The organism is Streptomyces sp. NPDC093260 (genome assembly GCF_040683715.1).
GTDB classification, from domain to species: domain Bacteria; phylum Actinomycetota; class Actinomycetes; order Streptomycetales; family Streptomycetaceae; genus Streptomyces; species Streptomyces sennicomposti.
This window is the reverse complement of record NZ_JBFBEK010000005.1, coordinates 88713-114080: the sequence shown is the minus strand read 5'-3', so window position 1 is coordinate 114080 and position 25368 is coordinate 88713. Positions and strand designations below refer to the sequence as shown.

The window sequence follows — 25368 nt, the reverse complement described above, 5'->3', positions numbered from 1 at the left end:
TTGGCTTTCCAGATGCCGGACCGCGGCGGGGGCCCCACGGGGCCGCGGATCAGAGTCGGCCGCCCGTCCCGGCGAGCTAGGACCCTGCTGATGACACTGGGCGTCCTGGCCGTCCTGGCCATGGCGTTCACGATGTTCGCCGGCTTCTGGACGGACTGGCTCTGGTACCGGTCGGTGCACTACTCGTCGGTCTTCACCACCACCCTGACGACCAAGGTCGGGCTGTTCTTCGTCTTCGGGCTGCTGATGGCCGCGGCGGTCGGCTTCAACGTCTGGCTGGCCCACCGGCTGCGGCCGCCGCTGAGCGCCATGTCGCTGGAGCAGCAGAACCTCGACCGCTACCGGATGGGCATCGCGCCCTACCGGCGGTGGCTGCTGTGCGGGGTGACCGCGCTGGTGGGCCTGGTCGCGGGCGCTTCCGCCGCCGGCCAGTGGCGGACCTGGCTGATGTGGGTCAACGGCGTCCCGTTCCACCAGACGGACCCGCAGTTCCACCTCGACATCTCCTTCTACGCCTTCGACCTGCCCTGGTACCGGTTCCTGCTCGGCTTCGGCTTCGCCGCTACGGTGCTGTCCCTGATCGCCGCCGCGCTGACCCACTACCTGTACGGCGGGCTGCGGGTCACCAGCCCGGGCCCGCGGGCCACGGCGGCGGCGACCGGGCACCTGTCGGTGCTGCTCGGCGTGTTCGTCGCCCTCAAGGCCGTCGCCTACTGGCTCGACCGGTACGGCCTCGCGGTCAAGTCCAGCGACTTCAAGGCGACCGGCGACTGGACGGGCCTGAGGTACGTCGACGCCAACGCCTATCTGCCGGCCAAGACGATCCTGTTCTGCATCGCGGTCATCTGCGCGCTGCTGTTCTTCGCCACCCTGTGGCGGCGCACCTGGCAGCTGCCCGTCATCGGCTTCGGCCTGATGGTGCTCTCGGCGATCCTCATCGGCGGCCTGTACCCGGCCCTGGTCCAGAAGTTCGAGGTGCAGCCCAACGAGCAGGCCAAGGAGGCGCCGTACGTCGCGAAGAACATCAAGGCGACGCGTGCCGCGTACGGCATCGACGACACCCAGGTGACCGGCTACGACGGCACCAGCACGACGAAGGACAAGTCCTCGCTGCGCGACGACGTCGGCGAGGCGGCGAGCATCCGCATACTCGACCCCAACATCGTCTCGCCGACCTTCCAGCAGAACCAGCAGATCCGCGGCTACTACGCCTTGCCGAACAACCTGGACGTCGACCGGTACGCCGGCAAGGACGGCAAGGTCCAGGACACGGTCGTCGGCCTGCGCGAACTGAACCTGGACGGCGTCAAGAAGAACTGGATCAACACCCACTTCCGTTACACCCACGGCTACGGCATGGTCGCCGCCAAGGGCACCGAGACCAGCAACGGCGAGCCGGTCTTCACCGAGAAGGACGTCCCCTCCACCGGCGACCTCGGCAGCTACGAACCGCGGGTCTACTACGGCGAGAAGACCACGACGTACTCGATCGTCGGCGGCCCCCAGAAGGAGATCGACTACCCGGCCGGCGACGGCGAGGCGACCACCACCTACCAGGGCAGGAGCGGCGTCAGCCTGTCCAGCACGCTCAACCGGGCGGCGTACGCGATGGCGTTCGGCGAGCCGCAGATCCTCTACTCCGGTGCCATCGGCGACGGTTCGCGGATCCTGTACAACCGCACGCCCAAGGAGCGCGTCGAGGCGGTCGCGCCCTGGCTGACCATCGACGGCGACGCCTATCCGGCGGTGGTGGGCCACCGCATCCAGTGGGTCGTCGACGCCTACACGACGACGAACGGCTACCCGTACGCCTCCCGTACGACGCTCGGCGACACCACGGCGGACTCGCTGACCTACAACAACGACCAGCGTGCGGTGGTGGCCCAGCAGAACCGGGTCAACTACATCCGCAACTCGGTGAAGGCGACCGTCGACGCCTACACCGGCGAGGTCAAGCTGTACCAGTGGGACACCGAGGACCCGGTCCTGAAGACCTGGATGAAGGCGTTCCCCGACACGGTCGAGCCCAAGACGGCCATCTCCGCCGACCTGATGGCCCATCTGCGCTACCCGCAGGACCTGTTCAAGGTGCAGCGCGAGCTGCTCACCCGCTACCACGTGACGGACGCGCAGACCTTCCTCAGCGGCAGCGAGGTGTGGCGGGTGCCGGTGGACCCGACCAACAAGTCGGGCAACTCGGTGCCGCCGTACTACCTGACGATGAAGATGCCCGACCAGCAGGCGCAGGCGTTCTCGCTGACGACGACCTTCACGCCGAACGGGCGCGAGGCGCTGAGCGGGTTCATGGCGGTCGACTCCCAGGCGGGCACCCCCGACTACGGCAAGATCAGAATCCTGAAGCTGCCGGCGAGCACGACGGTCGGCGGCCCCAAACAGGTGCAGAGTCAGTTCAACTCCAACTCGCAGCAGAACATCGCCGAGTTCGTCCGGCTCATCAGGGGCGGCGACTCGGAGATCGAGTACGGCAACCTGCTGACGATCCCGCTCGACGGGGGCCTGCTCTACGTCGAACCGGTCTATGTGCGCGGCGGACAGCTCAAGTACCCGTTGATGCGCAAGGTCCTGGTGAGCTTCGGCGGCAGCACCGCGTTCGAGAACACGCTCGGCGAGGCCCTCGACAAGATCTTCGGGACCTCGGGGACGGAGAACCCGCCACCGGACACCGGCAAGGAGAATCCGCCCGGTACGGCGAGCCCGACGGTCGAACAGGCCCTGAAGGACGCCCAGAAGGCCTTCGACGACGGCCAGAAGGCGCTGAAGGTGCCCGACTTCAAGGCCTACGACGAAGCCCAGAAGAGACTCCAGGCCGCCCTCCAGCGCGCCGAGAAGGCGCAGGCCGAGGCGGACAAGGCGGCCGGCTCGAACGCCAAGAACGGCGACAAGGGCGGTGCGAAGGGCGGCAGCGGCGCGACCGGCGACGGGAGGACCGCCGGCACGAGCGGCGCGAACAACGGCGACAAGAGCGGTGACAAGAACGGCGGTTGATCGCCGTGGACGTCACGAGGCCCGGGTCCGGTGCGGACCCGGGCCTTCCGTTCGTGGGCGAACGGATGTGCCGACGTGCAGGACCGCCGCGCCGCCGTGGGGAGTTGGGCGATCTGTGTTTGACTTGTCTCTCTGTGGGCATGTCGACAAAACGCTGAAGTGACCTCACTGGCTTGCGGTATACCAGGTGTACCCGGGTTGCGGGTGGTGCGACGATGGACGTTATGGGGGACAAGGTAACTCTGTTCGATTCAGGGCGATTTGCGCAGACCGGCGATCCGGTGGAGATCGTGGACGGCGCCCGGGACGAGACGGGCGCCGCCGCCGACGAGGTCGCCGAGCTGGCGCGCCGCCGGCTCGCCGCCGAAGCGGGCGACGCGGAGGCCATGAGCGTCCTCGGCGCCATGCTGCTGCGCCGGGGCGACCTCGACGGAGCCGAACCCCATCTACGGGCCGCCACCGCGGCCGGCGACCGCGCCGCCGCCAACAACCTGGGCGTCCTGCTCCAGCAGCGCGGCTACCCGGACGAGGCCGCCGGCTGGTGGCGGATCGCCGCCGTCGCCGGCTCCGCCCCGGCCGCGCACGCGCTCGGCCGCCACCACCGCGAGCGCGGCGACGAACCCGCCGCCGAGTACTGGCTGCGCCAGTCCGCCGAGCAGGGGCACGTGCTCGGCGCCTACGCGCTCGCCGATCTGCTGGAGCACCGGGCCGACGCCGACGCCGAGCGCTGGATGCGGGTCGCCGCCGAGCACGGCCACCGCGAGGCGGCGTACCGGCTGGCCCGGACACTGGACCGGCGGGCCGCCGAGGCAGCGGCGGACGCCGACGCCGCCGAACCGCGGACCGAGGCCGAGCAGTGGTACCGGCAGGCCGCCGCGCGCGGCCACCGGCGCGCCGCGCTGCACCTCGGCGCCATCCTGGAGGGCCGCGGCGAGCTGAAGGAGGCCGGCCGCTGGTACCTGACCTCCGCCAAGGACGGCGAGCCGCGGGCCGCCTGCGCGCTCGGCTTCCTGCTGCGCGACGCCGGGGACACCGAGAGCGCCGCCGTGTGGTGGCTGCGCGCCGCCCAGGACGGCGACGGCAACGCCGCCAACGCGCTCGGCGCGCTGCACGCCGAGCGCGGCGAGACCCAGACCGCCGAGCGGTGGTACCGGGCCGCGATGGACGCCGGCGACGTGAACGGCGCCTACAACCTCGCCCTGCTCTGCGCCGAGCAGGGCCGCACCTCCCAGGCCGAGCAGTGGTACCGGCGCGCCGCCTACGCCGGCCACCGCGAGGCCGCCAACGCGCTCGCCGTCCTGCTGCTCCAAGGTGGCGACACCGCGGGGGCCGAGCCGTGGTTCTCCAAGGCGGCCGAGGCCGGGAGCGTGGACGCCGCGTTCAACCTGGGGATCCTCTACGCGGGCCGGGACATGACCGCCGAGGCGCTGCGCTGGTACGAACGTGCGGCCGCCGCCGGGCACACCGAGGCGGCGCTCCAGGTGGGCATGGCCCGGCTGCGCGCCGGGGACGAGCAGGAGGCCGAACGGCATCTGCGCTGCGCGGCCGGCGGGGGCAGCGCGGAGGCCGCGTACCGGCTGGCGACCGTGCTCGACGCCCGCCGCCCGCCCGCGCCCGCGCACGAACTCGGCGAGTCGGCGGTCCACGAGAAGACCGAGTGCGAGGAGTGGTACGAGCGGGCGGCCACCCAGGGGCACCGGCGCGCGCAGGTGCGGGTCGGGATGCTCGCCGCGGCCCGCGGGGACGTGGTGGAGGCGGCGCGGTGGTACCGGACCGCGGCGGAGGCCGGCTCCCGCAACGGCGCCTTCAACCTGGGACTGCTGCTCGCCCGGGAGGGCAGCGAGCCGGAGGCGGTCGTGTGGTGGACCCGGGCCGCCGACGCCGGGCACGGCCGGGCGGCGCTGCGCCTCGCCCTCGTCCACGCCCGCCGGGGCGAGCTGTCCGAGGGCCAGCGCTGGGCCGACCGCGCCGCGGCCCTCGGCCCCCGTGAGGTGGCCCAGCGGGCGTCCCGCCTCCGGGACGCCCTGCGCGAGGAACTGTCGGCGTAGCGCAGGGGCCCCGGTCCGGGAAACGTACCGCCGGGGCTCCCGGGCCGGTGGAGCCGTCCCTCCCCGGCCCGCCCACGCCCGGCAGGGAACCACCCCGTGCCCGGCCGGGAGCCACCGCGCTCCCGGCCCGTGCCGCGGCGGATCGGCCGGTGCTCGCGGAAGCGATTTGCTTCCGGGGCCGTCCAGCACGTAGTGTTCAGTTCATCGACGCGGGGTGGAGCAGCTCGGTAGCTCGCTGGGCTCATAACCCAGAGGTCGCAGGTTCAAATCCTGTCCCCGCTACTGATGGCCGAGGGCCGGAATCCGATCAGGGTTCCGGCCCTCGGCGTGTGCGCGCCCGCGAACGGGCCCGGTCTGTGCGTCCGGGAACGCGCACACGGCGCGCAGCACAAAGCCCCGGCACTCGACTCGCGGTGCCGGGGCTTTCTCGCTGATCGTCAGGCCGACGCGCAGTTCGGGCAGACGCCGCGGTACGTCACCTCGACGTCCGAGACCGTGAAGCCGAAACGCTCAGAGTCCGGCAGGTCCGCCAGCGGGTTGCCGCTCGGGTGCACGTCCTTGATCGCGCCGCAGTGGGCGCACACCAGGTGGTGGTGCGGCCGGTGGGCGTTCGGGTCGTACCGCTTGGCGCGCTTGTCGGTGCTGACCTCCAGCACCTCGCCGAGCGTTACCAGCTCGCCGAGCGTGTTGTACACGGTCGCGCGGGAGATCTCGGGCAGCTTCGCCACGGCGCGCGCATGGACCTCGTCGGCCGTCAGGTGCACGTGCTCGCCGTCCAGGACCTCGGCCACGACGCGGCGCTGTGCGGTCATCCGCCATCCGCGTCCGCGCAGCCGTTCCAGAAGGTCGCTCATACCCACCAGCCTAACAGCAAGGGGAACAGATCCCGAACGAGTGTGACTTTGGAGCTTCACTTGACTTAGACAATGTCCATTGTAGGATCGAGCATGGCTTTGGCCAAGCGACAGGATCAGACGAAAGTGCCAGCAGGAGGCGACGTGACCCAGGGACCGCTCACGACGGAGGCCGGTGCTCCGGTCGCCGACAACCAGAACAGCGAGACCGCGGGAGCCGGCGGACCTGTTCTCGTCCAGGACCAGCTCCTGCTGGAGAAGCTCGCCCACTTCAACCGCGAGCGCATCCCGGAGCGCGTGGTGCACGCCCGCGGGGCCGGCGCCTACGGCACCTTCACGGTCACGGCTGACGTCACGAAGTACACGCGCGCCAAGTTCCTCTCCGAGGTCGGCAAGCAGACGGAGACCTTCCTGCGCTTCTCCACCGTGGCCGGCAACCTCGGCGCCGCGGACGCCGTCCGCGACCCGCGCGGCTTCGCGCTGAAGTTCTACACCGAGGAGGGCAACTACGACCTCGTCGGCAACAACACCCCGGTGTTCTTCATCAAGGACGCCATCAAGTTCCCCGACTTCATCCACACCCAGAAGCGCGACCCGTACACCGGTTCGACCGAGCCGGACAACGTCTGGGACTTCTGGAGCCTGTCGCCCGAGTCCACGCACCAGGTGACCTGGCTGTTCGGCGACCGAGGCATCCCGGCGTCGTACCGCCACATGGACGGCTTCGGCTCGCACACCTACCAGTGGAACAACGAGGCCGGCGAGGTCTTCTGGGTCAAGTACCACTTCAAGACCGACCAGGGCATCAAGTGCCTGACCGCCGAGGAGGCGGACGTCCTGGCGGGCAAGGACCCCGACTCCCACCAGCGCGACCTGCGCGAGGCGATCGAGCGCGGCGACTTCCCGTCCTGGACCGTCGGCGTGCAGATCATGCCCGCCGCCGAGGCCGCGACCTACCGGTTCAACCCGTTCGACCTGACCAAGGTGTGGCCGCACGCGGACTACCCGGTCATCGAGATCGGCAAGCTGGAGCTGAACCGCAACCCGGAGAACATCTTCGCCGAGGTCGAGCAGTCGGTCTTCTCCCCGGCGCACTTCGTGCCCGGCATCGGCCCGTCCCCCGACAAGATGCTCCAGGGCCGCCTCTTCGCCTACGGCGACGCCCACCGCTACCGCGTCGGCATCAACGCCGACCACCTGCCGGTGAACCGCCCGCACGCCGCCGAGGCGCGTACCAACTCCCGTGACGGCTACCTCTACGACGGCCGCCACAAGGGTGCGAAGAACTACGAGCCGAACAGCTTCGGCGGTCCCGCCCAGACCGGCCGGCCGCTGTGGCAGCCGGTCCCCGTCTCCGGCGTCACCGGCGACCACGAGGCGCCGGTGCACGCCGAGGACAACGACTTCGTCCAGGCCGGCAACCTCTACCGGCTGATGACGGACGAGGAGAAGGACCGCCTGATCGGCAACCTGGCGGGTGCCGTCTCCCAGGTCTCGCGCGAGGACATCGTCGACCGCGCGATCAACAACTTCCGCCAGGCGGACGACGACTTCGGCAAGCGGCTGGAAGCCGCGGTCCAGGCCCTGCGCGGCTGATTCCAGCGACTGGACCGCTTGCCGTGGGCAGTGGGCCGGGTCCCTCCGGGGGCCCGGCCCGTTGTCGTACGCGGCGGACGGCGTCGTCCGCGCCCCCGGCGCCCGTACCGGTGCCGGTGTCGCGGCCCTGGTTCAGAGGGCCGGCGCCGGCTGCCGTGCGGGCGCCCAGCAGCGGATGATGTCGCGGACCGAGACGATGCCCGTCGGCTCGCCGTCCTCCAGGACGATCAGATGGCGGAAGCCGCCGTGCGCCATGGCGCGGGCCGCCTCCTCCAGCGTCCAGGACGGGGCGGCGAAGACGACGTCGGTGGTGGTGTGGGCGTGGGCGTGCTCCGTGTCCGGGTTCTGGCCCAGGCCGACGGAGTTGAGGATGTCCCGTTCGGTGAGGATGCCGATGCCCCCGGCGTCGGGATCGTGCACCACGGCCGCGCCGACGCGGCGCGCGGACATCAGGGCGGCTGCCTGCCGCAGGGTGTGGGCGGGGCCGATGCTGAGGACCACCGTGCTCATGGCGTCGCGGACGAGCATGGGATGGAGCCACCTCCTCCTGGAATCCCTCAGTGCGAGGATTCACAAGTTCACATGTGGGGGACTCCCAGAGTGGCAGGCAGAGCAAGGGGCAACAAGGGGGCGCACGCAGCCCGATCGGGGGCGTGCGCAGGCGTCCCTCGTTCCTCAGTGGCGCCGGTTGAGATACCCCAGCATCTCGTCGTGCAGGATGCCGTTCGACGCGGCGGCGTTTCCGCCGTGCGGGCCGGGGCGGCCGTCCAGACCGGTGAACGTGCCACCGGCCTCCGTCACGACGATCGCGTTCGCGGCCATGTCCCACAGCGACAGCTCGGGCTCGGCGCAGAGGTCGACCGAGCCCTCGGCCACCATCATGTAGGGCCAGAAGTCGCCGTAGGCCCGGGTGCGCCAGACCTCGCGGGTCAGGTCCAGGAAGCCGTCCAGCCGGCCCTGCTCCTCCCAGCCGCTGAGCGAGGAGTAGGCGAAGGACGCGTCGGCCAGCCTCGCCACCTTGGAGACCTGGAGCCGGGACGCCTGGGACAGGCTGCGGCCGGAGAAGGCGCCGTGCCCCTTCGCGGCCCACCAGCGGCGCCCCAGCGCGGGCGCGGAGACGACGCCGACGACGGGCTGGTAGCCGCCCTCGCCGGCCTCCATCAGCGAGATCAGCGTGGCCCACACGGGGACGCCGCGCACGTAGTTCTTGGTGCCGTCGATCGGGTCGATCACCCAGCGGCGCGGACCGGTGCCCTCGACGCCGTACTCCTCGCCGAGGACCGCGTCGCGCGGGCGGGCGCGCTGGAGCTGACCGCGGATCAGTTCCTCCGCCGCCTTGTCCGCTTCGCTGACCGGAGTCATGTCCGGCTTCGTCTCGACCTTGAGGTCGAGGGCCTTGAACCGGTCCATGGTGGCGGCGTCCGCGGCGTCCGCGAGGACGTGGGCCAGACGCAGGTCATCGAGGTAGTCGGGCATGGGGGAACGGTATCGGCCCGGGCCTGCGCGGGGCCACCGGGGACGGGGCGTGTGGCGCCCGGGTCCACGCGGTGGGACCAGTGCGCGGGCGGTCCGCGGTACGGCCGGAGCCCGCGGTGCGGGCCGCGCGCGAGCCGGGCGCGCTCCGCGCGGGGCGCGCCGGGAACCCTTGACAGTGCCCGGGGCCGCCTCAAATCTGGGGGCGGAGCCGCTCGGTCCGGGGAGGCGACGATGCCTGCAGCGCGGGATTCCCTGCTGGACGCCGCGTACATGGCGCTGGCGCGCCTGCCGTGGCCGGCCGTGCGGATGGTGGACGTGGCCGCGGCGGCCGGGGTCTCCCGGCAGACCCTCTACAACGAGTTCGGCAGCAAGGACGGGCTGGCCCGGGCGCTGGTGCGCAGGGAGGCGGCCGGCTTCCTCGCGGGGATCGACCGCACGCTCGCCCCTCCGCCCGCCGACCCGTACGAGCGGCTGACCGCCGCCGCCGAGTGGACCGCCTCGGCCGCGCAGGGGAACGCACTGGTCAAGGCCCTGCTCACCGGCTGCTGGAGCGATCGGCTGCCCCCGCCGCCGCGTACGCTCGCACCGGCCGCGGCGCCCGTACCGTCGTTCGAACGGTGGTTCCCGTCGGCCGTCGGGCCCGCACCGCCGTTCGTATCGGCGTCCGCGTCCCCGCCGCCGCTCGCGCCGCACCCGTCCCCGCGCGCGGTGCCGCCGCAGGGCCGGGCGGACGGGCCGGTGCTGTCACCCGGCGGTCTCCTCGCGGCGGTCCGCGACCGTGCCGCGGCCGCCCTGTGCGCGCCGGGGGCGGCGGGTGCCGTTCCGGCCGATGTCTGCGAACTGGTCTTCCGCCTAGCGCTCTCCTGTGTGGCGGCCCCGCCGGACGAGGGCGGGGTCGCGGAACTGGTGCGCGGCGCACTGCACCACCGGCGGACGGCCTGACCCGCGCGCCACGAGGCTCCCGGATCCGGACGAAGGAAGAGGGCGCTCAGTGCGAGGAACCGGACAGCTGGAGTCCGATCACGCCGATGATCACGAAGCTGATCGAGACGATCTTCAGCACCGACACCAGATCGCCGAGGAAGACCATGCCGTAGACCGCGGTGCCCGCCGCCCCGATCCCGGTCCACACCGCGTACGCGGGCCCCACGTCCAGCTTGCGCAGCGACAGCGTGAGCAGTCCGAAGCTGCCGAGGGCGAAGCAGCTGAAGGCGATGGTCGGCCAGAGCCGGGTGAAGCCGTGGGAGAGTTTCAGACACACCGCGAAGCCGGTCTCGAGCAGTCCCGCGACGATGACCAGCAGCCACGCCATGTGCCGTCCTCCGTGTGTCGTCCCGCGTCTCCGTGGCCGCTCCGGCTCGGTGCGATTATGCACTTACCGGCCTGGCGCCGGGGCAAACAACGCCAAGGTCACCGACCGGCCCACCACGCCGCACGACGCCCCCCGGGTCATGGCCCCCGCCCAGGTCACCGGCCCGCAGTCTCCGTCAGTCGCCCTCCGTGCGCTCGCGCGTGGCCAGCAGCCGGCGCAGCGAGTACAGCCGGGCGGGGTCCGCGTGCCCGTCCGCCACCCACGCGTCCAGCGCGCAGTCCGGCTCGTCGTGGCTGCACGCGCGGGGGCAGCCCTCCGTGCCGGGCTCCAGGTCGGGAAAGGCGTGGATGACCCGGGACGGATCGACGTGGGCGAGCCCGAAGGACCGTACGCCCGGGGTGTCCACGACCCAGCCGGCGCCGCCCGCCAGGGGCAGCGCGAGCGCGGAGGTGGTGGTGTGCCGGCCGCGGCCGGTCACCGCGTTCACATGGCCGGTGATGCGCCGCCGGTCGTCCGGGACCAGCGCGTTGACCAGGGTGGTCTTGCCGACGCCGGAGTGGCCCACGAACGCCGTGACCCGCCCGTCGAGGAACTCCCGCACCCGGTCCGCCGCGTCGCCGGTCTCCAGCTCCTCGCGGCTGGTGACGACGTAGGGGATGTCCAGCGCGCCGTACAGCTCCAGCAGCTTGTCCGGCGGGGCCAGGTCCGACTTGGTCATCACCAGCAGCGGCTCCAGCCCGCCGTCGAACGCCGCCACCAGACAGCGGTCGATCAGCCGGGGCCGCGGCTCGGGGTCGGCGAGCGCGGTGACGATGGCCAGCTGGTCGGCGTTGGCCACGACCACGCGTTCGTACGGATCGTCGTCGTCCGCCGTGCGGCGCAGCACCGAGGTGCGCTCCTCGATGCGGACGATGCGCGCGAGGGTGTCCTTCTTGCCGGACAGATCACCGACCAGGGCCACCTGGTCGCCCACCACGGCGGCCTTGCGGCCCAGTTCGCGGGCCTTCATCGCCAGCACCGTACGGCCGTCGACCAGGCAGGTCAGCCGGCCCCGGTCGACGGTGAGGACCATGCCCTCGGCGGCGTCCTCGTGCTTCGGGCGGATGTTCGTCCGCGGGCGGTTGCCCCGGCGGTTGGGCCGGGAGCGGATGTCGTCCTCGTCGGTGTGCTTGCCGTAACGGCGCATGACTGTTCCCCGCGTCCTACGCCCCGAGCATCCCGGTCCACAGGTCGGGGAAGTCCGGCAGGGTCTTCGCCGTCGTCGCCACGTTCTCGATCTGGACACCCTCGACCGCCAGGCCGATGACGGCGCCGGCGGTGGCCATGCGGTGGTCGTCGTAGGTGTGGAAGATCCCGCCGTGCAGGCGGCGCGGACGGATGTGCAGCCCGTCGGCGGTCTCGGTGACGTCGCCGCCCAGCTCGTTGATCTCCTTGGTGAGCGCGGCCAGCCGGTCCGTCTCGTGCAGCCGCAGATGGGCCACGCCCCGCAGGGTGGAGGGGGAGTCCGCGAGCGCGGCGACCGCGGCGATGCCCGGGGTCAGCTCGCCCACCTCGCTCAGGTCGACGTCGATGCCGTGCACCGCGCCGGAGCCGGTGAACACCAGTCCGTAATCGGTGAGTTCGCAGGAACCGCCCATCTCGGTGAAGATCTCCCGCAGCCGGTCTCCCGGCTGGGTGGTGCGGGCCGGCCAGTCCGGGACGACCACCTTGCCGCCGGTCACCAGCGCCGCCGCCAGGAACGGCTGCGCGTTCGACAGGTCCGGCTCCACGGTGAGGTCCCGGCCGAGCAGGGCACCCGGCGTCACCCGCCACACGTTCGGCTCGCCGCCCGCCTCCGGTGTGTCCACCTGGGCGCCCACCGCGCGCAGCATGTCCACCGTCATCCGGATGTGCGGCAGCGACGGCAGCGTGGCGCCGACATGACGCACCTCGACGCCCTGGTTGAAGCGCGGGCCCGACAGCAGCAGGGCGCTGACGAACTGGGAGGACGAGGAGGCGTCGATCTCCACCGCGCCGCCGTCCAGGGCGCCGCTGCCGTGGACCGTCAGCGGCAGCGCGCCGCGGCCGTCGTCGTCGATCCGGGCGCCGAGCGCGCGCAGCGCGTCGATGACGCCGTGCAGCGGACGCTCGTACGACCGCGGGTCGCCGTCGAAGCGGACCGGGCCGTCGGCCAGCGCGGCCACCGGCGGCAGGAAGCGCATCACCGTGCCGGCGTTGCCGACGTCGACCGTCGCCGGGCCGTGCAGCCCCGCCGGGATCACCCGCCAGGCCTCGCCCGAGGCGCCCGCGCCGGAGGCGGAGGACACCGTCTCCTCGATGCCGACGCCCATCGCCCGCAGCGCCCCGGCCATCAGCAGCGTGTCGCGGGAGCGCAGCGGGCGGCGCAGCCAGCCCGGCTCCGAGGCGAGCGCGGCGAGCACGAGAGCGCGGTTGGTGACCGACTTCGACCCGGGCACGTGGACCGTCGCGTCGACGGCTCCGCTCGCGTGCGGGGCGGGCCAGAGGGCGGTGTGAGCGGGGTTCGAGGCCATGGGCCCACTCTATAAGGAGGCGGTCGGCCCGGCCGTCCCGCGGACCTGCGGCCACGGGCCGGGGCGCGGGAGGGTCCGCCCCTCGCGCACCGGCCGGGGTACGCGGCCCCGCGCGTCCCGTCGTGCTCCCGGCGTGGGCGTCCGGCCCGTAGCCCGCTGCCGGCGCTCACCGCGTGAGCACCGGTCCCGTAGCGCACCGCCGCGCTCACCGCGTGGGCGGCCACCCCTCAGGGCACCCCGCCCTCACAGCCCGAGCAGCCACCGCCCCCCGCCCATCAGCGAGCACAGCGACACCGCGTGGAACAGGAACAGCCACAGCGCCGCCGGGGCGTGCGTCAGCCGCGCAAGCTGGTCCGCGTCCGACTCCCCGGCTCCCTCGCGGGCCCGCCTGACCTGGAGTTCGAAGGCCGGCCGCACCCCGCCGAGCAGCAGGAACCACACCACCGCGTACGCGAACGCGGCCTGCACCTGCGGCCCGGCGAGCCACGACACCAGCAGGAACGTGCCGCCGGTGAGGAGCACGGTCAGCACGCCGTAGGCGTTGCGGATCATCACCAGCATCGCCAGCAGCAGCGCCGTCGCCACCCACAGCAGCAGCGTGACGCGGCCCACGGCGAGCAGCGCCGCACCGCCGAGCCCCAGCAGCGGGGGAGCGGTGTACCCGGCGGCGGCGGTGAGGATCATGCCGAGGCCGTACGGCTTGCCCCGGCTCAGGGTGAGGCCGCTGGTGTCGGAGTGCAGGCGTATCCCGGTCAGGGTGCGGCCGGTGAGCAGGGCCACCAGCCCGTGGCCGCCCTCGTGCGCGATCGTGACGGCGTTGCGCGCCACCCGCCACAGCGCGGCCGGGACGACGACGGCGAGCGCGACGAGCGCGGTGCCGATCACCACCCACCGGTCCGGGGAGGGCTGGGTGCCGAGGAGCCGGTCCCAGAGGTCGGGCAGCGCGGTCGCGGCGAGGTGGTCCATGGTGCGGAGTGGCTCCTTGAGCGGGGCGGGGTCTGGCAGTGTTGCACGTATGTGCGGACGGTATGCATCCAGTCGCGGAGCCGAGGACCTCGCGGACGTCTTCGGGATAGAGAAGTGGGAGCCGGAGGAGACCCTTGCCCCCGACTACAACGTCGCCCCGACCAAAGAGGTCCACGTCGTCCTGGACCGCCCTCTGAAGGACGCCGTCGATCAGCGGCCGGTTCGCCAGCTGCGCACGCTGAGGTGGGGACTGGTGCCGTCGTGGGCGAAGTCGCCCGAGGGCGCCGCCCGGATGATCAACGCGCGTGCGGAGACCGTGCACGAGAAGCCGTCGTACCGGCGCGCCTTCGCCGCCCGGCGCTGCATCGTGCCGGCCGACGGCTACTACGAGTGGGTCACCGGCGAGCAGGAGCGCGAGCTGGAGGTGGAGGGGCGGCGCAAGCGCCCGCGCAAGCAGCCGTACTTCGTGACCCCCGCCGACGGTTCGGTGTTCGCGATGGCGGGGCTCTACGAGTTCTGGCGCGACCGCACCCTGCCCGACGACCACCCGCGGGCCTGGTGGGCGACCTGCTCGGTGATCACCACGGAGGCCGAGCACGCCCCGCTCGGGGTGGCCCCCGCCGAGGGACCGCGCTCGCTCGCCGACATCCACCCCCGGATGCCGCTGATGCTCACCCCGGACCGCTGGGACGCCTGGCTGGACCCGGCCCGCACGGACCCGGAGGAGCTGCGCGCGCTGCTGGCCCCGCCGCCGCCCGGCCTGATGCGCGCCCACCCGGTGTCCACCGCCGTCAGCAACGTCCGCAACAACGGCCCGGAGCTGCTGAAGGAGCTGCCCGCGCCCGAGGAGGGCACACTCTTCTGACGTGATCCCCGACACGACCGCGACGTCTGTCGCGACCCCTGTCACGACGGCGACGCGAGCGCGGGAGACGACGTCGGCGTGACCCCCGAGACGACGACCGAGGTGCCCGAGATGACTTCCGACGCGAGCGCGGCCGGCGACCCCGTCGAGACCGTCGAGACGGAGGCGGGCACGGCCCGCGTGATCTGGCACCGCGCGAAAAGGGCACGGCTCGTCCTCGCCGTGAGCCACGGCGCGGGCGGCGGTGTCGAGGCCCGGGACCTCAGGGCGCTGGCCGATGCGCTGCCCGGTCACGGGGTCACCGTGGCCCTGGTGGAACAGCCCTGGCGGGTGGCCGGGAAGAAGGTGGCCCCCGCGCCTAGGACGCTGGACGCCGGCTGGCGCGGGGTGTGGCCCACCCTGGCCGGGGCGGGGCTGCCGGTGATCTCGGGCGGCCGCAGCGCCGGCGCGCGGGTCGCCTGCCGTACGGCGGCCGAGCTGGGCGCGCACGCCGTGCTCGCGCTCTCCTTCCCGCTGCACCCGCCGGGCCGGCCGGAGAAGTCCCGGGCCGCCGAACTGCTCGGCGCCGGGGCGCCCACCCTCGTCGTCCAGGGCGGCAACGACCCCTTCGGCAGGCCGGCGGAGTTCCCCGAGGGCGGCTACGAGCTGGTCGAGATCCCCGGCGGCGACCACGGCTTCGCGGTGCCGAAGCGGGCGGAGACCGGGCAGGAGCAGGCGCTGACCCTGCTCACGGAGGCCGTGATCCGGTGGGCCGCGGCACTCGGGTGACGGCGGCCGGCGGTCGGGAATGCCGGGCGGCCTGCCGCTGTTGAGCGGGACGGAAGTGCTGGTCGCCGGCACCGAAGTCGTAGAAGAGGGAGTCCGCCGCATGGGTTGCACCGCCTGCCCGCCCGTCGCCCACCACCCGGTGGAGGGGGCGCGCCCGGCAGCGTTCGATTCCGGCCGCGGCAGCCGCGCCGACCTGGAGTGGACCGTGCTGCACGCGGCGAAGGCCGCCCCTATTCGAGGGGCGGCGGGCACGAGTCGTCGTCTATCCTCCGAAACGAGTGGGATCTCTCTCGGTCTCACGACATCGCTTGAGGAGGTGGGTCCGGTTCCCGGTACCGACGCAGGGACCGACGACGGCCAGGCGGAGCTGCCCGAGGGCCAGGGCACAGGCGCGTCCGCGTCCGCGGAGTCGACCGCCGCGCGCAGCGCGCGCTTCGAGCGGGACGCGCTCGAATTCCTCGACCAGATGTACTCGGCCGCGCTGCGCATGACGCGCAACCCCGCCGACGCCGAGGACCTGGTGCAGGAGACGTACGCCAAGGCGTACGCGTCCTTCCACCAGTTCCGCGAGGGCACCAACCTCAAGGCCTGGCTCTACCGCATCCTCACCAACACCTTCATCAACTCCTACCGCAAGAAGCAGCGCGAACCCCAGCGCAGCGCCGCGGAGGAGATCGAGGACTGGCAGCTGGCCCGCGCCGAGTCGCACATGTCGACGGGTCTGCGCTCCGCCGAGTCGCAGGCGCTCGATCACCTGCCCGACTCGGACGTGAAGGAAGCGCTCCAGGCGATCCCCGAGGAATTCCGCATCGCCGTGTATCTCGCCGATGTCGAGGGCTTTGCGTACAAGGAGATCGCGGACATCATGGGGACACCCATCGGCACGGTGATGTCCCGGCTGCACCGGGGCCGCCGTCAACTGCGCGGCATGCTCGAGGACTACGCCCGCGATCGCGGACTGGTCCCCGCCGGCGCCGGCAAGTCGAACGAAGCGAAAGGCTCGGGCTCATGAGCTGCGGAGAGCCGCATGAGACGGACTGCAGTGAGGTACTCGACCACCTGTACGAGTTCCTCGACAGTGAGATGCCGGAAGTCGATCGCACCAAGTTCGAGCACCACTTCGAGGAGTGCTCCCCGTGCCTCGAGAAGTACGGCCTTGAGCAGGCCGTGAAGAAGCTGGTCAAGCGGTGCTGCGGACACGACGACGTCCCCGCCGACCTGCGTGCCAAGGTCATGGGGCGGATCCAGCTGATCCGCTCCGGCGACGCGGGCGGCGTCGGCCGTGACGTGCTGCCTCCGCCGGGTGCTCCGCAGGAGACCTGAGCCGGATCCCCGCCGGGTGCCCCGCGGAGGCCTGAGCCCGGTCCTCGCCGGATGCTCCACGGAGCCCAGAGCCCGGCGCGCTGCGCCGAACGGGCGTCCACTCGCTGACCGACCATCACTCGTACGTGCTAATCCGCGGGTTATCGGCCTGCGGATGCCCCCTCGCCCGGCCTAGGCTCGGACCCACTGGCCGTGGACAGGCATGACCCGGGGGAGGGGCGTCATGGAGGCCGTTCCCTTACGGGCTCGCGCGTACGTCGCCTGTGCCGTCCTGGCCGCCCTGGTCTGTCTGCTGCCGCTGCCCGCGACCCACGCCCCCTGGTGGGTGGTCGCGCTGCTGGCGGCGCTGTACGCCGGATGCAGGCGACTCGCCCCGCGCCAGTTCGCCGGGCCGTTCTACCCCGTGCTGCTGGCCGCCGTCTTCCTGCTGCCGCCGCCCGCCGCCGCGTGCGTCCCGCTGCCCGGGGCGCTGCTCTCGCGCACCGGACGGCGGCCCGAGGCCCTGCGCCGGCTCTGGCGCGCGGCGCAGCTCGTGCTCGCCGTGTGGGCCGCCGCCCGCACGCACTGGGAGCTGGGCGGTCGCGACGCGGTCGTCGCCTCCGACTTCCCCTACGCCCTGCTGCCCGCCGCGGTCGCCGTCCTGGTGTTCTGCCTGGCGCTGACCGCGCTGGACGGCGGCGTCCGCGCGCTCACCGAGCGGGTCGGGGCGCTGCGGGCCTCGCGCGAGCTGCTCGTCCGCTCGCTGGCGCCCGTCGCGGTGCACGGGCTCGCCGGGCTGATGATGGCCGTGCTCTGGCGCAGCCGCTACGGCCCGGTCGCCGCCCTCCTCGTCCTGCTGCCCATGTACGTCACCTGGTGGGCGTACGCGCAGTACCACCGGGAGCACGCCGCCCACCAGGCCACCATCCGCGCCCTGGTGCAGGCGGTCGACATCAAGGACGGCTACACGCGCGGCCACAGCGAGCGGGTCGGGCAGGCCTCCGTGCTGATCGCCCGCGAACTGGGCCTGGCCGACGAGCGCGTCGAGGTACTCCGCTTCGCCGGCATCCTGCACGACGTCGGGAAGCTCGGCGTCCCCACCCGGCTGCTGCGCAAGGACGGGCCGCTGACGCCCGAGGAGCGGCGGGTGATCGAGCTGCACCCCGAGTACGGCCACGAGATGGTGCGCGGGATCTCCTTCCTCGACGAGGCCCGCGCCGCGATCCTCCACCACCACGAACGGCTGGACGGCAGCGGCTACCCCTACGGCCTGAGCGGCGGCCAGATCCCCGAGTGCGCCCGGGTGGTGGCCGTCGCGGACGCCTTCGACGCGATGACGTCCACCCGGTCCTACCGGCGGGCCCGCCCGGTCGGCGCCGCGCTCGCGGAGCTGCAGCGGTGCGCGGGCGCGCAGTTCGACCCGCGGATGGTCACCGCGCTGACCCGCGCCGTCGACCGGCACGGCTGGCGCCCGTCGGTCACCGCGGACCCCGCCCCGCCACCTCCGCGCACCCCGGAAACTCCCACGCCCACTGCCGCGCATCCGGTACCGCCGCCCGGCGGCGCGCCGGGCACACCCGACGCCCCGCCGGCGACACACAGCGGCCTGCCGGCCGGCCCCGCTCCCCGCCACGCCCGGCCGCCCGCCGACACCCCTGCCCCGCAGCGGACTCCGTCCGCCGCCCCCGACGACCAGGACACCCGCGCGGCGCGGCCCGCCCGCCCCGCGTCACCCGGACCCGGCCCGGGTCCCGAGCCCGGGCGCCGGAGGGCGCGTCGGTGAGGGAGTGCCGGCTGGCGGACCTCATCCGGGGCGCCGCCCTCCTCGTGGCACTGCTCTCCCTCGGCGTCACCCTGTGGTGCGGTCTGGCGGAGCGCGGGACGGCGCTGGCCTTCGGGGTGCTCGTGCTCGTCGGGGAGCTGACCCGCTGGACCGGGGAGCACGTCCGCGAGGCCGCGCCGCTCGGGGCCGCGGGCGCGCTGTCGTACGCGCTGCTCGGCGAGAACGCCGGGCACACCGGACACCACGGCGCCTTCCAGGTCGTCGCCGTGGTGGTCGGCGCCGCCCTGCTCGGCAGCGTGCCGCACATCGCGCGCGGGCGCGGTCCGACCCTGGACCACCTGGCGCGGCGCGTCCTCACCGTGTTCTTCGCCGCCGTCTGCTTCCAGCCGCTGTACGGCGAGGGGGCGTTCCGCGGCTGGGTCGGACCGGCGTACGCCCTGCTGCTGGTCGCGCTGCTGGGACTCACCGCCCTGTGTGGAGCCGTGCTCGCCGCCGCGCCGCCGCACTGCCGTACCCGGTGGCCGTTCGGCCCGCTGCTGCGCGAGGAGCTGCGGGGCCTCATCGGCATCGGCCCGGCGGTGTGCGCGACGGGCGCGGTGATGGCCCTCGCGGTCGCCGTCGTCGGCCTGTGGGCGCTGCCCGCCCTCGCCCTGCCGCTGCTGCTCGCCCAGCTGTCCCTGCGCCGCTACGCGGCCGTGCGGGACACCTACCGGCAGACCATCGCCTCGCTGGCCCGGGCCACCGAGGTCGCCGGGTACACCCCGGCCGGACACGCCCGGCGGGTCGCCGCGCTCAGCCGGGCCGTGGGCCGCGAGCTGGGGCTGACCGAACCCGAGCTGACCGTCCTGGAGCACGGGGCGCTCATGCACGACATCGGGCAGCTCAGCCTGGTCGACCCGGTGCCCGCGGGCGCCACCGCCGATCTGCCCGCCGAGGAGCAGCGCCGGATCGCGCTGCTCGGCGGGGCCGTGGTCCGCCAGAGCGGGGTGGGGACGGAGGTCGCGCTCGTGGTGGAGCGGCAGGCCGACCCCTGCCCGGATCAGCCGTTGCCCGCGCGCATCGTCCGGGCGGTCAACGCCTACGACGAGAAGGCCCGGCACGCCGGCCCCGGCGGCCCCCTGACGGCGCTGGAGGAGCTGCGCCTGGCCCCCGCGGACGCCTACGCGCCGGAGGTGGTCGAGGCGCTGGCCCGGGTGCTCGCACGGGAGAGTCTTCCGTCGCCCGCGACGGGGTAACCCATGGGTAATGAGCGCCGCTGAAGCCGTACGTGGTTGGATGCGAAAGGAAAGGGTGTCCGGGGGCAGAGCCAGCCCAATCGACGGAACTGGCAGGCAGGAATCGTGAGGATCTTCGGCAAGGGACGGCACCGGCCCTCCGCCTCCTGGCGGCAGGCCACCGACCGCGCGTTCACCCTGATCGGCGACGGCCGGTACGAGGACGCGGGCGCTCTGCTGACGCGCGCCGCCGATCTGGAACCCTGGCTGTCGGAGTCCTGGTTCAACCTCGCCCTGCTGCACAAGTTCCGCCACGACTGGGAACAGGCCAGGGCGGCCGGGCTGCGCGCCGTGGCGCTGCTGGAGAAGGAGACCGGCGCGCCCGACTGGTGGAACGTCGGCATCGCCGCCACCGCGTTGCAGGACTGGCCGCTGGCCCGGCGGGCCTGGCAGGCCTACGGCCTGAAGGTGCCCGGCGGCGCGACCGCGGCGGGCGAGCCGCTCGGCATGGAGCTGGGCAGCGCGGCGGTGCGGCTGTCGCCGGAGGGCGAGGCCGAGGTGGTGTGGGGCCGGCGGCTCGACCCGGCCCGCATGGAGGTGCTGTCCATCCCGTTGCCCTCCTCCGGGCGGCGCTGGGGCGAGGTCGTCCTGCACGACGGCGTGCCGCACGGCGAGCGGACCACCACCGCCGGGCACAGCTACCCCGTCTTCGACGAGATCGAGCTGTGGGCGCCCTCGCCGGTGCCCACCTGGGTGGTGCTGCTGGAGGCGGCCACCGAGGCCGACCGGGACGCCCTGGAACAGCTCGCCGCCGACGCCGGGTTCGCCGCCGAGGACTGGTCGTCCTCCGTACGGCTGCTGTGCCGGACCTGCTCGGAGTCGCGGATGCCGTCCGACGAGGGCGACGGCGTGCACCTGGACCCGCACGACCACAGCGAGCCGGGCCACCCAGGACCGCTGGGCCACCGCACCGACGGGCAGCTGTGGGTGCCCGAACGGGAGTGCGGGGTGGCCGCGCCGGCCTCCCTGGTCAGGGGGCTGCTGGACGGCTGGGTGGCGGACAGTCCGGACTCGCGGGACTGGCGGGACCTGGAAGAGGTCTGCTGAGGATTCCCCGTACTCTTATTCGGCATCAGTCATCCCAGGAAGGCAGGCGTACGTCGGTCATGGCGCAGCAGGACACCGATCAGCAGCACGCGGGCGTGCTCCCCGTCGACGACGAGGGCTGGGTCGTCGACACGGAGGACTGCGAGGAGCGCGAGGCGGCCTGGCGCGAGCGCGGCACCTCGCGGCCGATCACGGTCGTCGGCAACCCCGTCCTGCACAAGGAGTGCAAGGACGTCACCGAGTTCGGCGAGGAGCTCCAGCAGCTGGTCGCGGACATGTTCGCCAGCCAGCGCACCGCCGAGGGCGTGGGCCTGGCCGCCAACCAGATCGGCGTGGACCTGAAGGTCTTCGTCTACGACTGCATGGACGACGAGGGCGTCCGGCACGTCGGCGTGGTCTGCAACCCGAAGCTGGTCGAGCTGCCCGCCGACCGGCGCCGGCTGGACGACAGCAACGAGGGCTGCCTGTCCGTGCCGACCGCCTACGCGCCGCTCGCCCGCCCCGACTACGCCGAGGTCACCGGCCAGGACGAGCGGGGCAACGCGATCAAGGTGCGCGGCACCGGCTACTTCGCACGCTGTTTGCAGCACGAGACCGACCACCTGTACGGGCAGCTGTACATCGACCGGCTCTCCAAGCGCGAGCGCAAGGACGCGCTGCGGCAGATGGCCGAGAACGAGCCGCGCTACCCCGTGGTCGCCAACGACTGAGCCCAGCACGGCAGTCGGGGCACGAGTGACCCCGGTGAACGGCGCCTGACCGGACGGACGGTCAGGCGCCGTACTTGTGTGCCGCCCCTGTTCGATCCTTTGTGCGCATTCGTCGAATCGAATCAGTCACACAAGGGGATATTCTCGGCATCCACGGCGATGGGTGAGCCAAATCCGTTCCCAGAACGGTCAGTTGTGGTGCTGAATGGGAGGACGGGGATACAGGACGGCGTGCGCCGGGCACAGCAGGGGGCGGGCGCCGCCGGCGGCTGAGAGGGGTTGTTCGTGCCGGCTTTCCCATACAGCGCACCATCGACATCCACGGCGGTCGCGGTGCCGCCGTCACTGGCGCTCCCGGTGATCGAGGCCGAGTTTCCCAGGCGGTTGCACGCCTATTGGCCCCGCCTCCAGGAGAAGACCCGTGGCTGGCTGCTGGAAATGCGGCTCATGCCCGCGGACAAGGTGGAGCAGCACGCCGACGGCCTGCGCTACACCGACCTCATGGCGGGCTACTACCTCGGCGCCCCGGACGAGGTCCTCCAGGCCATCGCCGACTACAGCGCGTGGTTCTTCGTCTGGGACGACCGGCACGACCGCGACATCGTCCACGGCCGGCCCGTGGCCTGGCGGCGGCTGCGCCGCGCGCTGCACACGGCGCTCGACTCGCCCCGGGACCATCTGCACCACCCGGACACCCTGGTCGCGGCCTTCGCGGACAGCGTGCTGCGGCTGTACGGCTTCCTGCCGGCGACCTGGAACGCCCGCTTCGCCCGGCACTTCCACGCGGTGATCGAGGCCTACGACCGCGAGTTCCACAACCGCACCGAGGGCGTCGTGCCCACGGTCGAGGAGTACCTGGCGCTGCGCCGGCTCACCTTCGCGCACTGGATCTGGACCGATCTGCTGGAGCCGAGCGCCGGCCGCGAACTCCCCGACAGCGTCCGGAAGAACCCCGCCTACCGGCGCCCGGCACTGCTCAGCCAGGAATTCGCCGCCTGGTACAACGACCTGTGCTCACTACCCAAGGAAATCGCGGGCGACGAGGTCCACAACCTCGGCATAAGTCTTGTCAAACACGAGGGGCTGAGCCTTGAGGAGGCGATAGCGGAACTCCGCCGCCGGGTCGAGGAATGCATTTCCGAATTCCTTGTCGCAGAGCAGGACGCATTACGTCTCGCGGACTCCCTGGTGGACGGCACGGTACGCGGAAAGGAACTCGGCGCGGCCGTGTTGTCCTGTGTCGCGAACATGCGGAACTGGTTCAGTTCCGTCTACTGGTTCCACCACGAGTCCGGCCGTTACATGGTCGACAGCTGGGACGACCGGTCCACACCCCCGTACGTCAGCAACGAAACGGCAGGTGAGAAATGACCGTCGAATCGGTCAAGTCCGAGGACCGGCACCAGGCGGACGGGCGGCCGCCGGAGCCGCCGGTGGCGGCGGGAGGCGTCCCCTTCCTCGGTCACGGCCTCAAACTGGCCCGCGACCCGCTGGCCTTCCTGACCGGGCTGCGCGACCACGGCGACGTCGTCCGCCTCCGGCTCGGCCCCAAGACGCTCTACGCCGTCACCGCGCCCGCGCTCACCGGCGCGCTGGCGCTCAACCCCGACTTCATCGTCGCCGGCCCGCTGTGGGAGTCCCTCGGCGACCTGCTCGGCAAGGAGGGCGTGGCCACCGCCAACGGCCCGCTCCACCGCCGCCAGCGGCGCACCATCCAGCCCGCCTTCCGCCTCGACGCGATCCCCGCCTACGGGCCGATCATGACCGAGGAGGCGCACGCGCTGGTCGAGCGCTGGGGCCGGGCCGACGTCCTCGACGTCACCACCGAGTCCTTCCGGGCGGCCGTCCGCGTCGCCGCCCGCTGCCTGATGCGCGGCAGCTACATGGACGACCGCGCCGAGCGCATCTGCGCGGCGCTGGCCACCCTGTTCAGCGGCATGTACCAGCGCATGGTCGTCCCGCTCGGCCCGCTCTACAGGCTCCCGCTGCGCTCGAACCTCGAATTCAACCGCGCATTGGCCGATTTCCATCTCCTGGTGGACGAGATCGTCGCCGACCGCAGGGCGAGCGGTCAAAAACCGGACGATTTGCTGACGGCTTTGCTGGAGGCGACGGACGAGAATGGCGATCCCATCGGGGAACAGGAGATCCACGATCAGGTCATTGCCATCCTCACCGCGGGAAGCGAAACCGTCGGTTCCACGATCATGTCGCTGCTCCTCGCTCTCGCCGAGTACCCGGAACTCGGCGACAAGATCCGCGACGAGGTGGAAACGGTCACGGAAGGCAGCCCGGTCGCATTCGAGCACGTCCGAAAACTGACGTACACCGGGAATGTCGTCGTGGAGACGCTGCGCCTGTATCCGGCCGTATGGATATTGACGCGCCGGGCGGTAGCCGACACGGAGCTGGGTGGATACCGCATTCCGGCGGGGGCGGACGTCATCTACAGCCCCTACGCCATCCAGCGCGACCGTCGCTCCTTCGCGCGGCACGAGGACTTCGACCCGGACCGCTGGCTGCCGGGCCAGTCGAAGGAGGTGCCCAAGTACGCGATGAGCCCGTTCAGCGTGGGCAACCGCAAGTGCCCGGGCGACCACTTCTCGATGGCCGAACTCACCCTGCTCACCGGGGCCGTCGCCAGCGCCCTCCGGTTCGAGCAGGCGCCCGGCTCCGACCCCAGGCCGCGCATCGGCATCACCCTGCGTCCGCGCCGCCTGCTGCTGCACACCCGGCCCCGCTGACCGGCCACGACCGACCGCGCGGCGGCCGGACCGGTCTCGTCCGGCGTGCGTTCAGGCGGCCTGCGGGCCCCGGAACGCACGCCGGTAGGCGTTCGGCGTGGTACCCAGCGCCCGCACGAACTGGTGCCGCAGCGCCGCCGCCGTCCCGAACCCGGTCCGGTCGGCGATCGCGTCCATCGTCTCGTCCGTCCCCTCCAGCAACTGCTGCGCCAGCAGCACCCGCTGCCGCAGAATCCACCGGTACGGCGTCGTGCCCGTCTCCTGCTGGAAACGGCGGGCGAAGGTGCGCGGGGACATGTGCGCGCGGGCGGCGAGCTGCTCGACGGTCACCTCCTGATCGAGGTGCTGCTCCATCCAGACCAGCACCTCGCCGACGGTGTCGCACGGCGACTTCGGCAGCGGCCGCTCGATGTACTGCGCCTGCCCGCCGTCCCGGTGCGGCGGCACCACCATCCGCCGGGCGATCTTGTTCGCGACCTCGGGACCCTGCTCCTTGCGCACGATGTGCAGACAGGCGTCGATGCCGGAGGCCGTCCCGGCCGAGGTGATCACCGGGTCCTCGTCCACGTAGAGCACGTCCGGCTCCACGACCGCGTGCGGGTACTGCCGGCGCAGCTCGGTCACGTGGTGCCAGTGCACCGCGCAGCGCCGCCCCTCCAGCAGGCCGGCCGCGCCCAGCACGAACACCCCCGAGCACACGCTCAGCACCCGCGCCCCCCGGGCCACGGCCCGGCGCAGGGCGTCCAGCAGGGCGGGCGGATAGGTGCGGGTGGCGAAGTCGTTCCCGGCCGGCACGGCGATCAGATCGGCCGCCTCCAGCCGGTCCAGGCCGTAGGGCGTGCTGACGGTCAGCCCGCCCACATGCGTGCCCAGCGCCGGTCCCTCGGCGGAGACCACGGCGAAGTCGTAGCGGGGCAGGCCCTCGTCGCTGCGGTCGATCCCGAAGACCTCGCAGACGACGCCCAGTTCGAAAGGGTGCACGCCGTCGAGCAGAACGGCGGCGACGTTGTGCAGCATGCCGCCAGTGTGCACCATGAGTGGCAGGAATTTGAAGGTGTGCGGCAGTCCTGCCACTCACGGTGGGGC

The 25368-nt window shown here is 72.6% G+C and carries 22 protein-coding genes and 1 tRNA gene; 15 read left to right on the top strand and 8 right to left on the bottom strand.

Features of this window, described 5'->3' with window-relative positions; genetic code table 11:
* Positions 1 to 12: 12 nt before the first annotated feature.
* The 3 genes from AB0N63_RS08485 (at position 13) to AB0N63_RS08475 (ending at position 5336) form a co-directional block, all read left to right on the top strand.
* Positions 13 to 3006, top strand: a complete 2994-nt coding sequence (locus AB0N63_RS08485; protein ID WP_365526420.1) for a UPF0182 family protein — start codon at positions 13 to 15, stop codon at positions 3004 to 3006.
* Positions 3007 to 3221: 215 nt separating this feature from the next.
* Positions 3222 to 5054, top strand: coding sequence for a sel1 repeat family protein (locus tag AB0N63_RS08480; RefSeq protein WP_365525911.1), 1833 nt, complete (start codon positions 3222 to 3224; stop codon positions 5052 to 5054).
* Between the two features lie 208 nt (positions 5055 to 5262).
* Positions 5263 to 5336: transfer RNA gene (locus AB0N63_RS08475), tRNA-Met, on the top strand.
* Between the two features lie 155 nt (positions 5337 to 5491).
* Here AB0N63_RS08475 and AB0N63_RS08470 read toward each other — a convergent pair.
* Complete coding sequence (locus tag AB0N63_RS08470; protein ID WP_365525908.1) at positions 5492 to 5908, bottom strand: Fur family transcriptional regulator; 417 nt, start codon at positions 5906 to 5908, stop codon at positions 5492 to 5494.
* Between the two features lie 144 nt (positions 5909 to 6052).
* Between AB0N63_RS08470 and AB0N63_RS08465 the strand changes: the two genes are divergently transcribed.
* Positions 6053 to 7504 carry a catalase gene (locus tag AB0N63_RS08465; RefSeq protein ID WP_365525906.1) on the top strand — a complete coding sequence of 484 codons (1452 nt, stop codon included), beginning with the start codon at positions 6053 to 6055 and terminating at the stop codon, positions 7502 to 7504.
* 132 nt (positions 7505 to 7636) lie between these two features.
* Here the strand turns inward: AB0N63_RS08465 and AB0N63_RS08460 are convergent, their stop codons facing one another.
* Both AB0N63_RS08460 and hisN read right to left on the bottom strand, forming a co-directional pair.
* Entirely contained in the window at positions 7637 to 8032 is a 396-nt protein-coding gene (locus AB0N63_RS08460) for a CBS domain-containing protein (protein WP_365525903.1), read from the bottom strand.
* Between the two features lie 147 nt (positions 8033 to 8179).
* Positions 8180 to 8980 (bottom strand): histidinol-phosphatase, encoded by an 801-nt coding sequence (gene hisN, locus AB0N63_RS08455; protein ID WP_365525901.1) that lies wholly within the window; start codon positions 8978 to 8980, stop codon positions 8180 to 8182.
* A gap of 231 nt (positions 8981 to 9211) precedes the next feature.
* Between hisN and AB0N63_RS08450 the strand changes: the two genes are divergently transcribed.
* Complete coding sequence (locus tag AB0N63_RS08450) at positions 9212 to 9922, top strand: TetR/AcrR family transcriptional regulator (protein WP_365525899.1); 711 nt, start codon at positions 9212 to 9214, stop codon at positions 9920 to 9922.
* A gap of 46 nt (positions 9923 to 9968) precedes the next feature.
* Here the strand turns inward: AB0N63_RS08450 and AB0N63_RS08445 are convergent, their stop codons facing one another.
* The 4 genes from AB0N63_RS08445 to AB0N63_RS08430 all read right to left on the bottom strand — a co-directional run bounded on the left by AB0N63_RS08445 (position 9969) and on the right by AB0N63_RS08430 (position 13789).
* Positions 9969 to 10292, bottom strand: a complete 324-nt coding sequence (locus AB0N63_RS08445) for a multidrug efflux SMR transporter (RefSeq protein ID WP_365525896.1) — start codon at positions 10290 to 10292, stop codon at positions 9969 to 9971.
* 175 nt (positions 10293 to 10467) lie between these two features.
* On the bottom strand, positions 10468 to 11478 hold the full coding sequence (gene rsgA / locus AB0N63_RS08440; RefSeq protein WP_365525894.1) for a ribosome small subunit-dependent GTPase A: 1011 nt from the start codon (positions 11476 to 11478) through the stop codon (positions 10468 to 10470).
* 16 nt (positions 11479 to 11494) lie between these two features.
* Positions 11495 to 12823, bottom strand: a complete 1329-nt coding sequence (gene aroA, locus AB0N63_RS08435) for a 3-phosphoshikimate 1-carboxyvinyltransferase (protein WP_365525892.1) — start codon at positions 12821 to 12823, stop codon at positions 11495 to 11497.
* Positions 12824 to 13066: 243 nt separating this feature from the next.
* Positions 13067 to 13789 carry a M50 family metallopeptidase gene (locus AB0N63_RS08430; protein WP_365525889.1) on the bottom strand — a complete coding sequence of 241 codons (723 nt, stop codon included), beginning with the start codon at positions 13787 to 13789 and terminating at the stop codon, positions 13067 to 13069.
* Positions 13790 to 13838: 49 nt separating this feature from the next.
* Between AB0N63_RS08430 and AB0N63_RS08425 the strand changes: the two genes are divergently transcribed.
* The 10 genes from AB0N63_RS08425 to AB0N63_RS08380 all read left to right on the top strand — a co-directional run bounded on the left by AB0N63_RS08425 (position 13839) and on the right by AB0N63_RS08380 (position 24282).
* Positions 13839 to 14654 carry an SOS response-associated peptidase gene (locus tag AB0N63_RS08425; RefSeq protein WP_365525887.1) on the top strand — a complete coding sequence of 272 codons (816 nt, stop codon included), beginning with the start codon at positions 13839 to 13841 and terminating at the stop codon, positions 14652 to 14654.
* A 111-nt stretch (positions 14655 to 14765) separates the two neighbouring features.
* Positions 14766 to 15422 carry an alpha/beta family hydrolase gene (locus AB0N63_RS08420; RefSeq protein ID WP_365525884.1) on the top strand — a complete coding sequence of 219 codons (657 nt, stop codon included), beginning with the start codon at positions 14766 to 14768 and terminating at the stop codon, positions 15420 to 15422.
* A gap of 316 nt (positions 15423 to 15738) precedes the next feature.
* Positions 15739 to 16434 carry an RNA polymerase sigma factor SigR gene (gene sigR / locus AB0N63_RS08415; RefSeq protein WP_365525881.1) on the top strand — a complete coding sequence of 232 codons (696 nt, stop codon included), beginning with the start codon at positions 15739 to 15741 and terminating at the stop codon, positions 16432 to 16434.
* Entirely contained in the window at positions 16431 to 16745 is a 315-nt protein-coding gene (gene rsrA / locus AB0N63_RS08410; protein ID WP_365525878.1) for a mycothiol system anti-sigma-R factor, read from the top strand. The genes sigR and rsrA overlap by 4 nt, the downstream gene beginning before the upstream one ends.
* 223 nt (positions 16746 to 16968) lie before the next feature.
* On the top strand, positions 16969 to 18507 hold the full coding sequence (locus tag AB0N63_RS08405; RefSeq protein ID WP_365525871.1) for an HD domain-containing phosphohydrolase: 1539 nt from the start codon (positions 16969 to 16971) through the stop codon (positions 18505 to 18507).
* On the top strand, positions 18504 to 19742 hold the full coding sequence (locus tag AB0N63_RS08400) for an HD domain-containing protein (protein ID WP_365525868.1): 1239 nt from the start codon (positions 18504 to 18506) through the stop codon (positions 19740 to 19742). Before AB0N63_RS08405 ends, AB0N63_RS08400 begins: the two co-directional genes overlap by 4 nt.
* Positions 19743 to 19847: 105 nt before the next feature.
* Positions 19848 to 20828, top strand: coding sequence for a hypothetical protein (locus AB0N63_RS08395; RefSeq protein WP_365525866.1), 981 nt, complete (start codon positions 19848 to 19850; stop codon positions 20826 to 20828).
* A 59-nt stretch (positions 20829 to 20887) separates the two neighbouring features.
* Positions 20888 to 21538, top strand: coding sequence for a peptide deformylase (gene def, locus AB0N63_RS08390; protein WP_365525864.1), 651 nt, complete (start codon positions 20888 to 20890; stop codon positions 21536 to 21538).
* Positions 21539 to 21823: 285 nt separating this feature from the next.
* Positions 21824 to 22909, top strand: a complete 1086-nt coding sequence (gene cyc1 / locus AB0N63_RS08385; RefSeq protein WP_365525862.1) for an epi-isozizaene synthase — start codon at positions 21824 to 21826, stop codon at positions 22907 to 22909.
* Positions 22906 to 24282: a cytochrome P450 gene (locus AB0N63_RS08380; RefSeq protein ID WP_365525860.1), complete on the top strand. Its 1377-nt coding sequence runs from the start codon at positions 22906 to 22908 to the stop codon at positions 24280 to 24282. Before cyc1 ends, AB0N63_RS08380 begins: the two co-directional genes overlap by 4 nt.
* Before the next feature lie 51 nt (positions 24283 to 24333).
* Here the strand turns inward: AB0N63_RS08380 and AB0N63_RS08375 are convergent, their stop codons facing one another.
* The gene (locus AB0N63_RS08375) at positions 24334 to 25299 is read right to left on the bottom strand and encodes a helix-turn-helix domain-containing protein (RefSeq protein ID WP_365525857.1); all 966 of its coding nucleotides are present in this window, start codon (positions 25297 to 25299) and stop codon (positions 24334 to 24336) included.
* Positions 25300 to 25368: the final 69 nt, after the last annotated feature.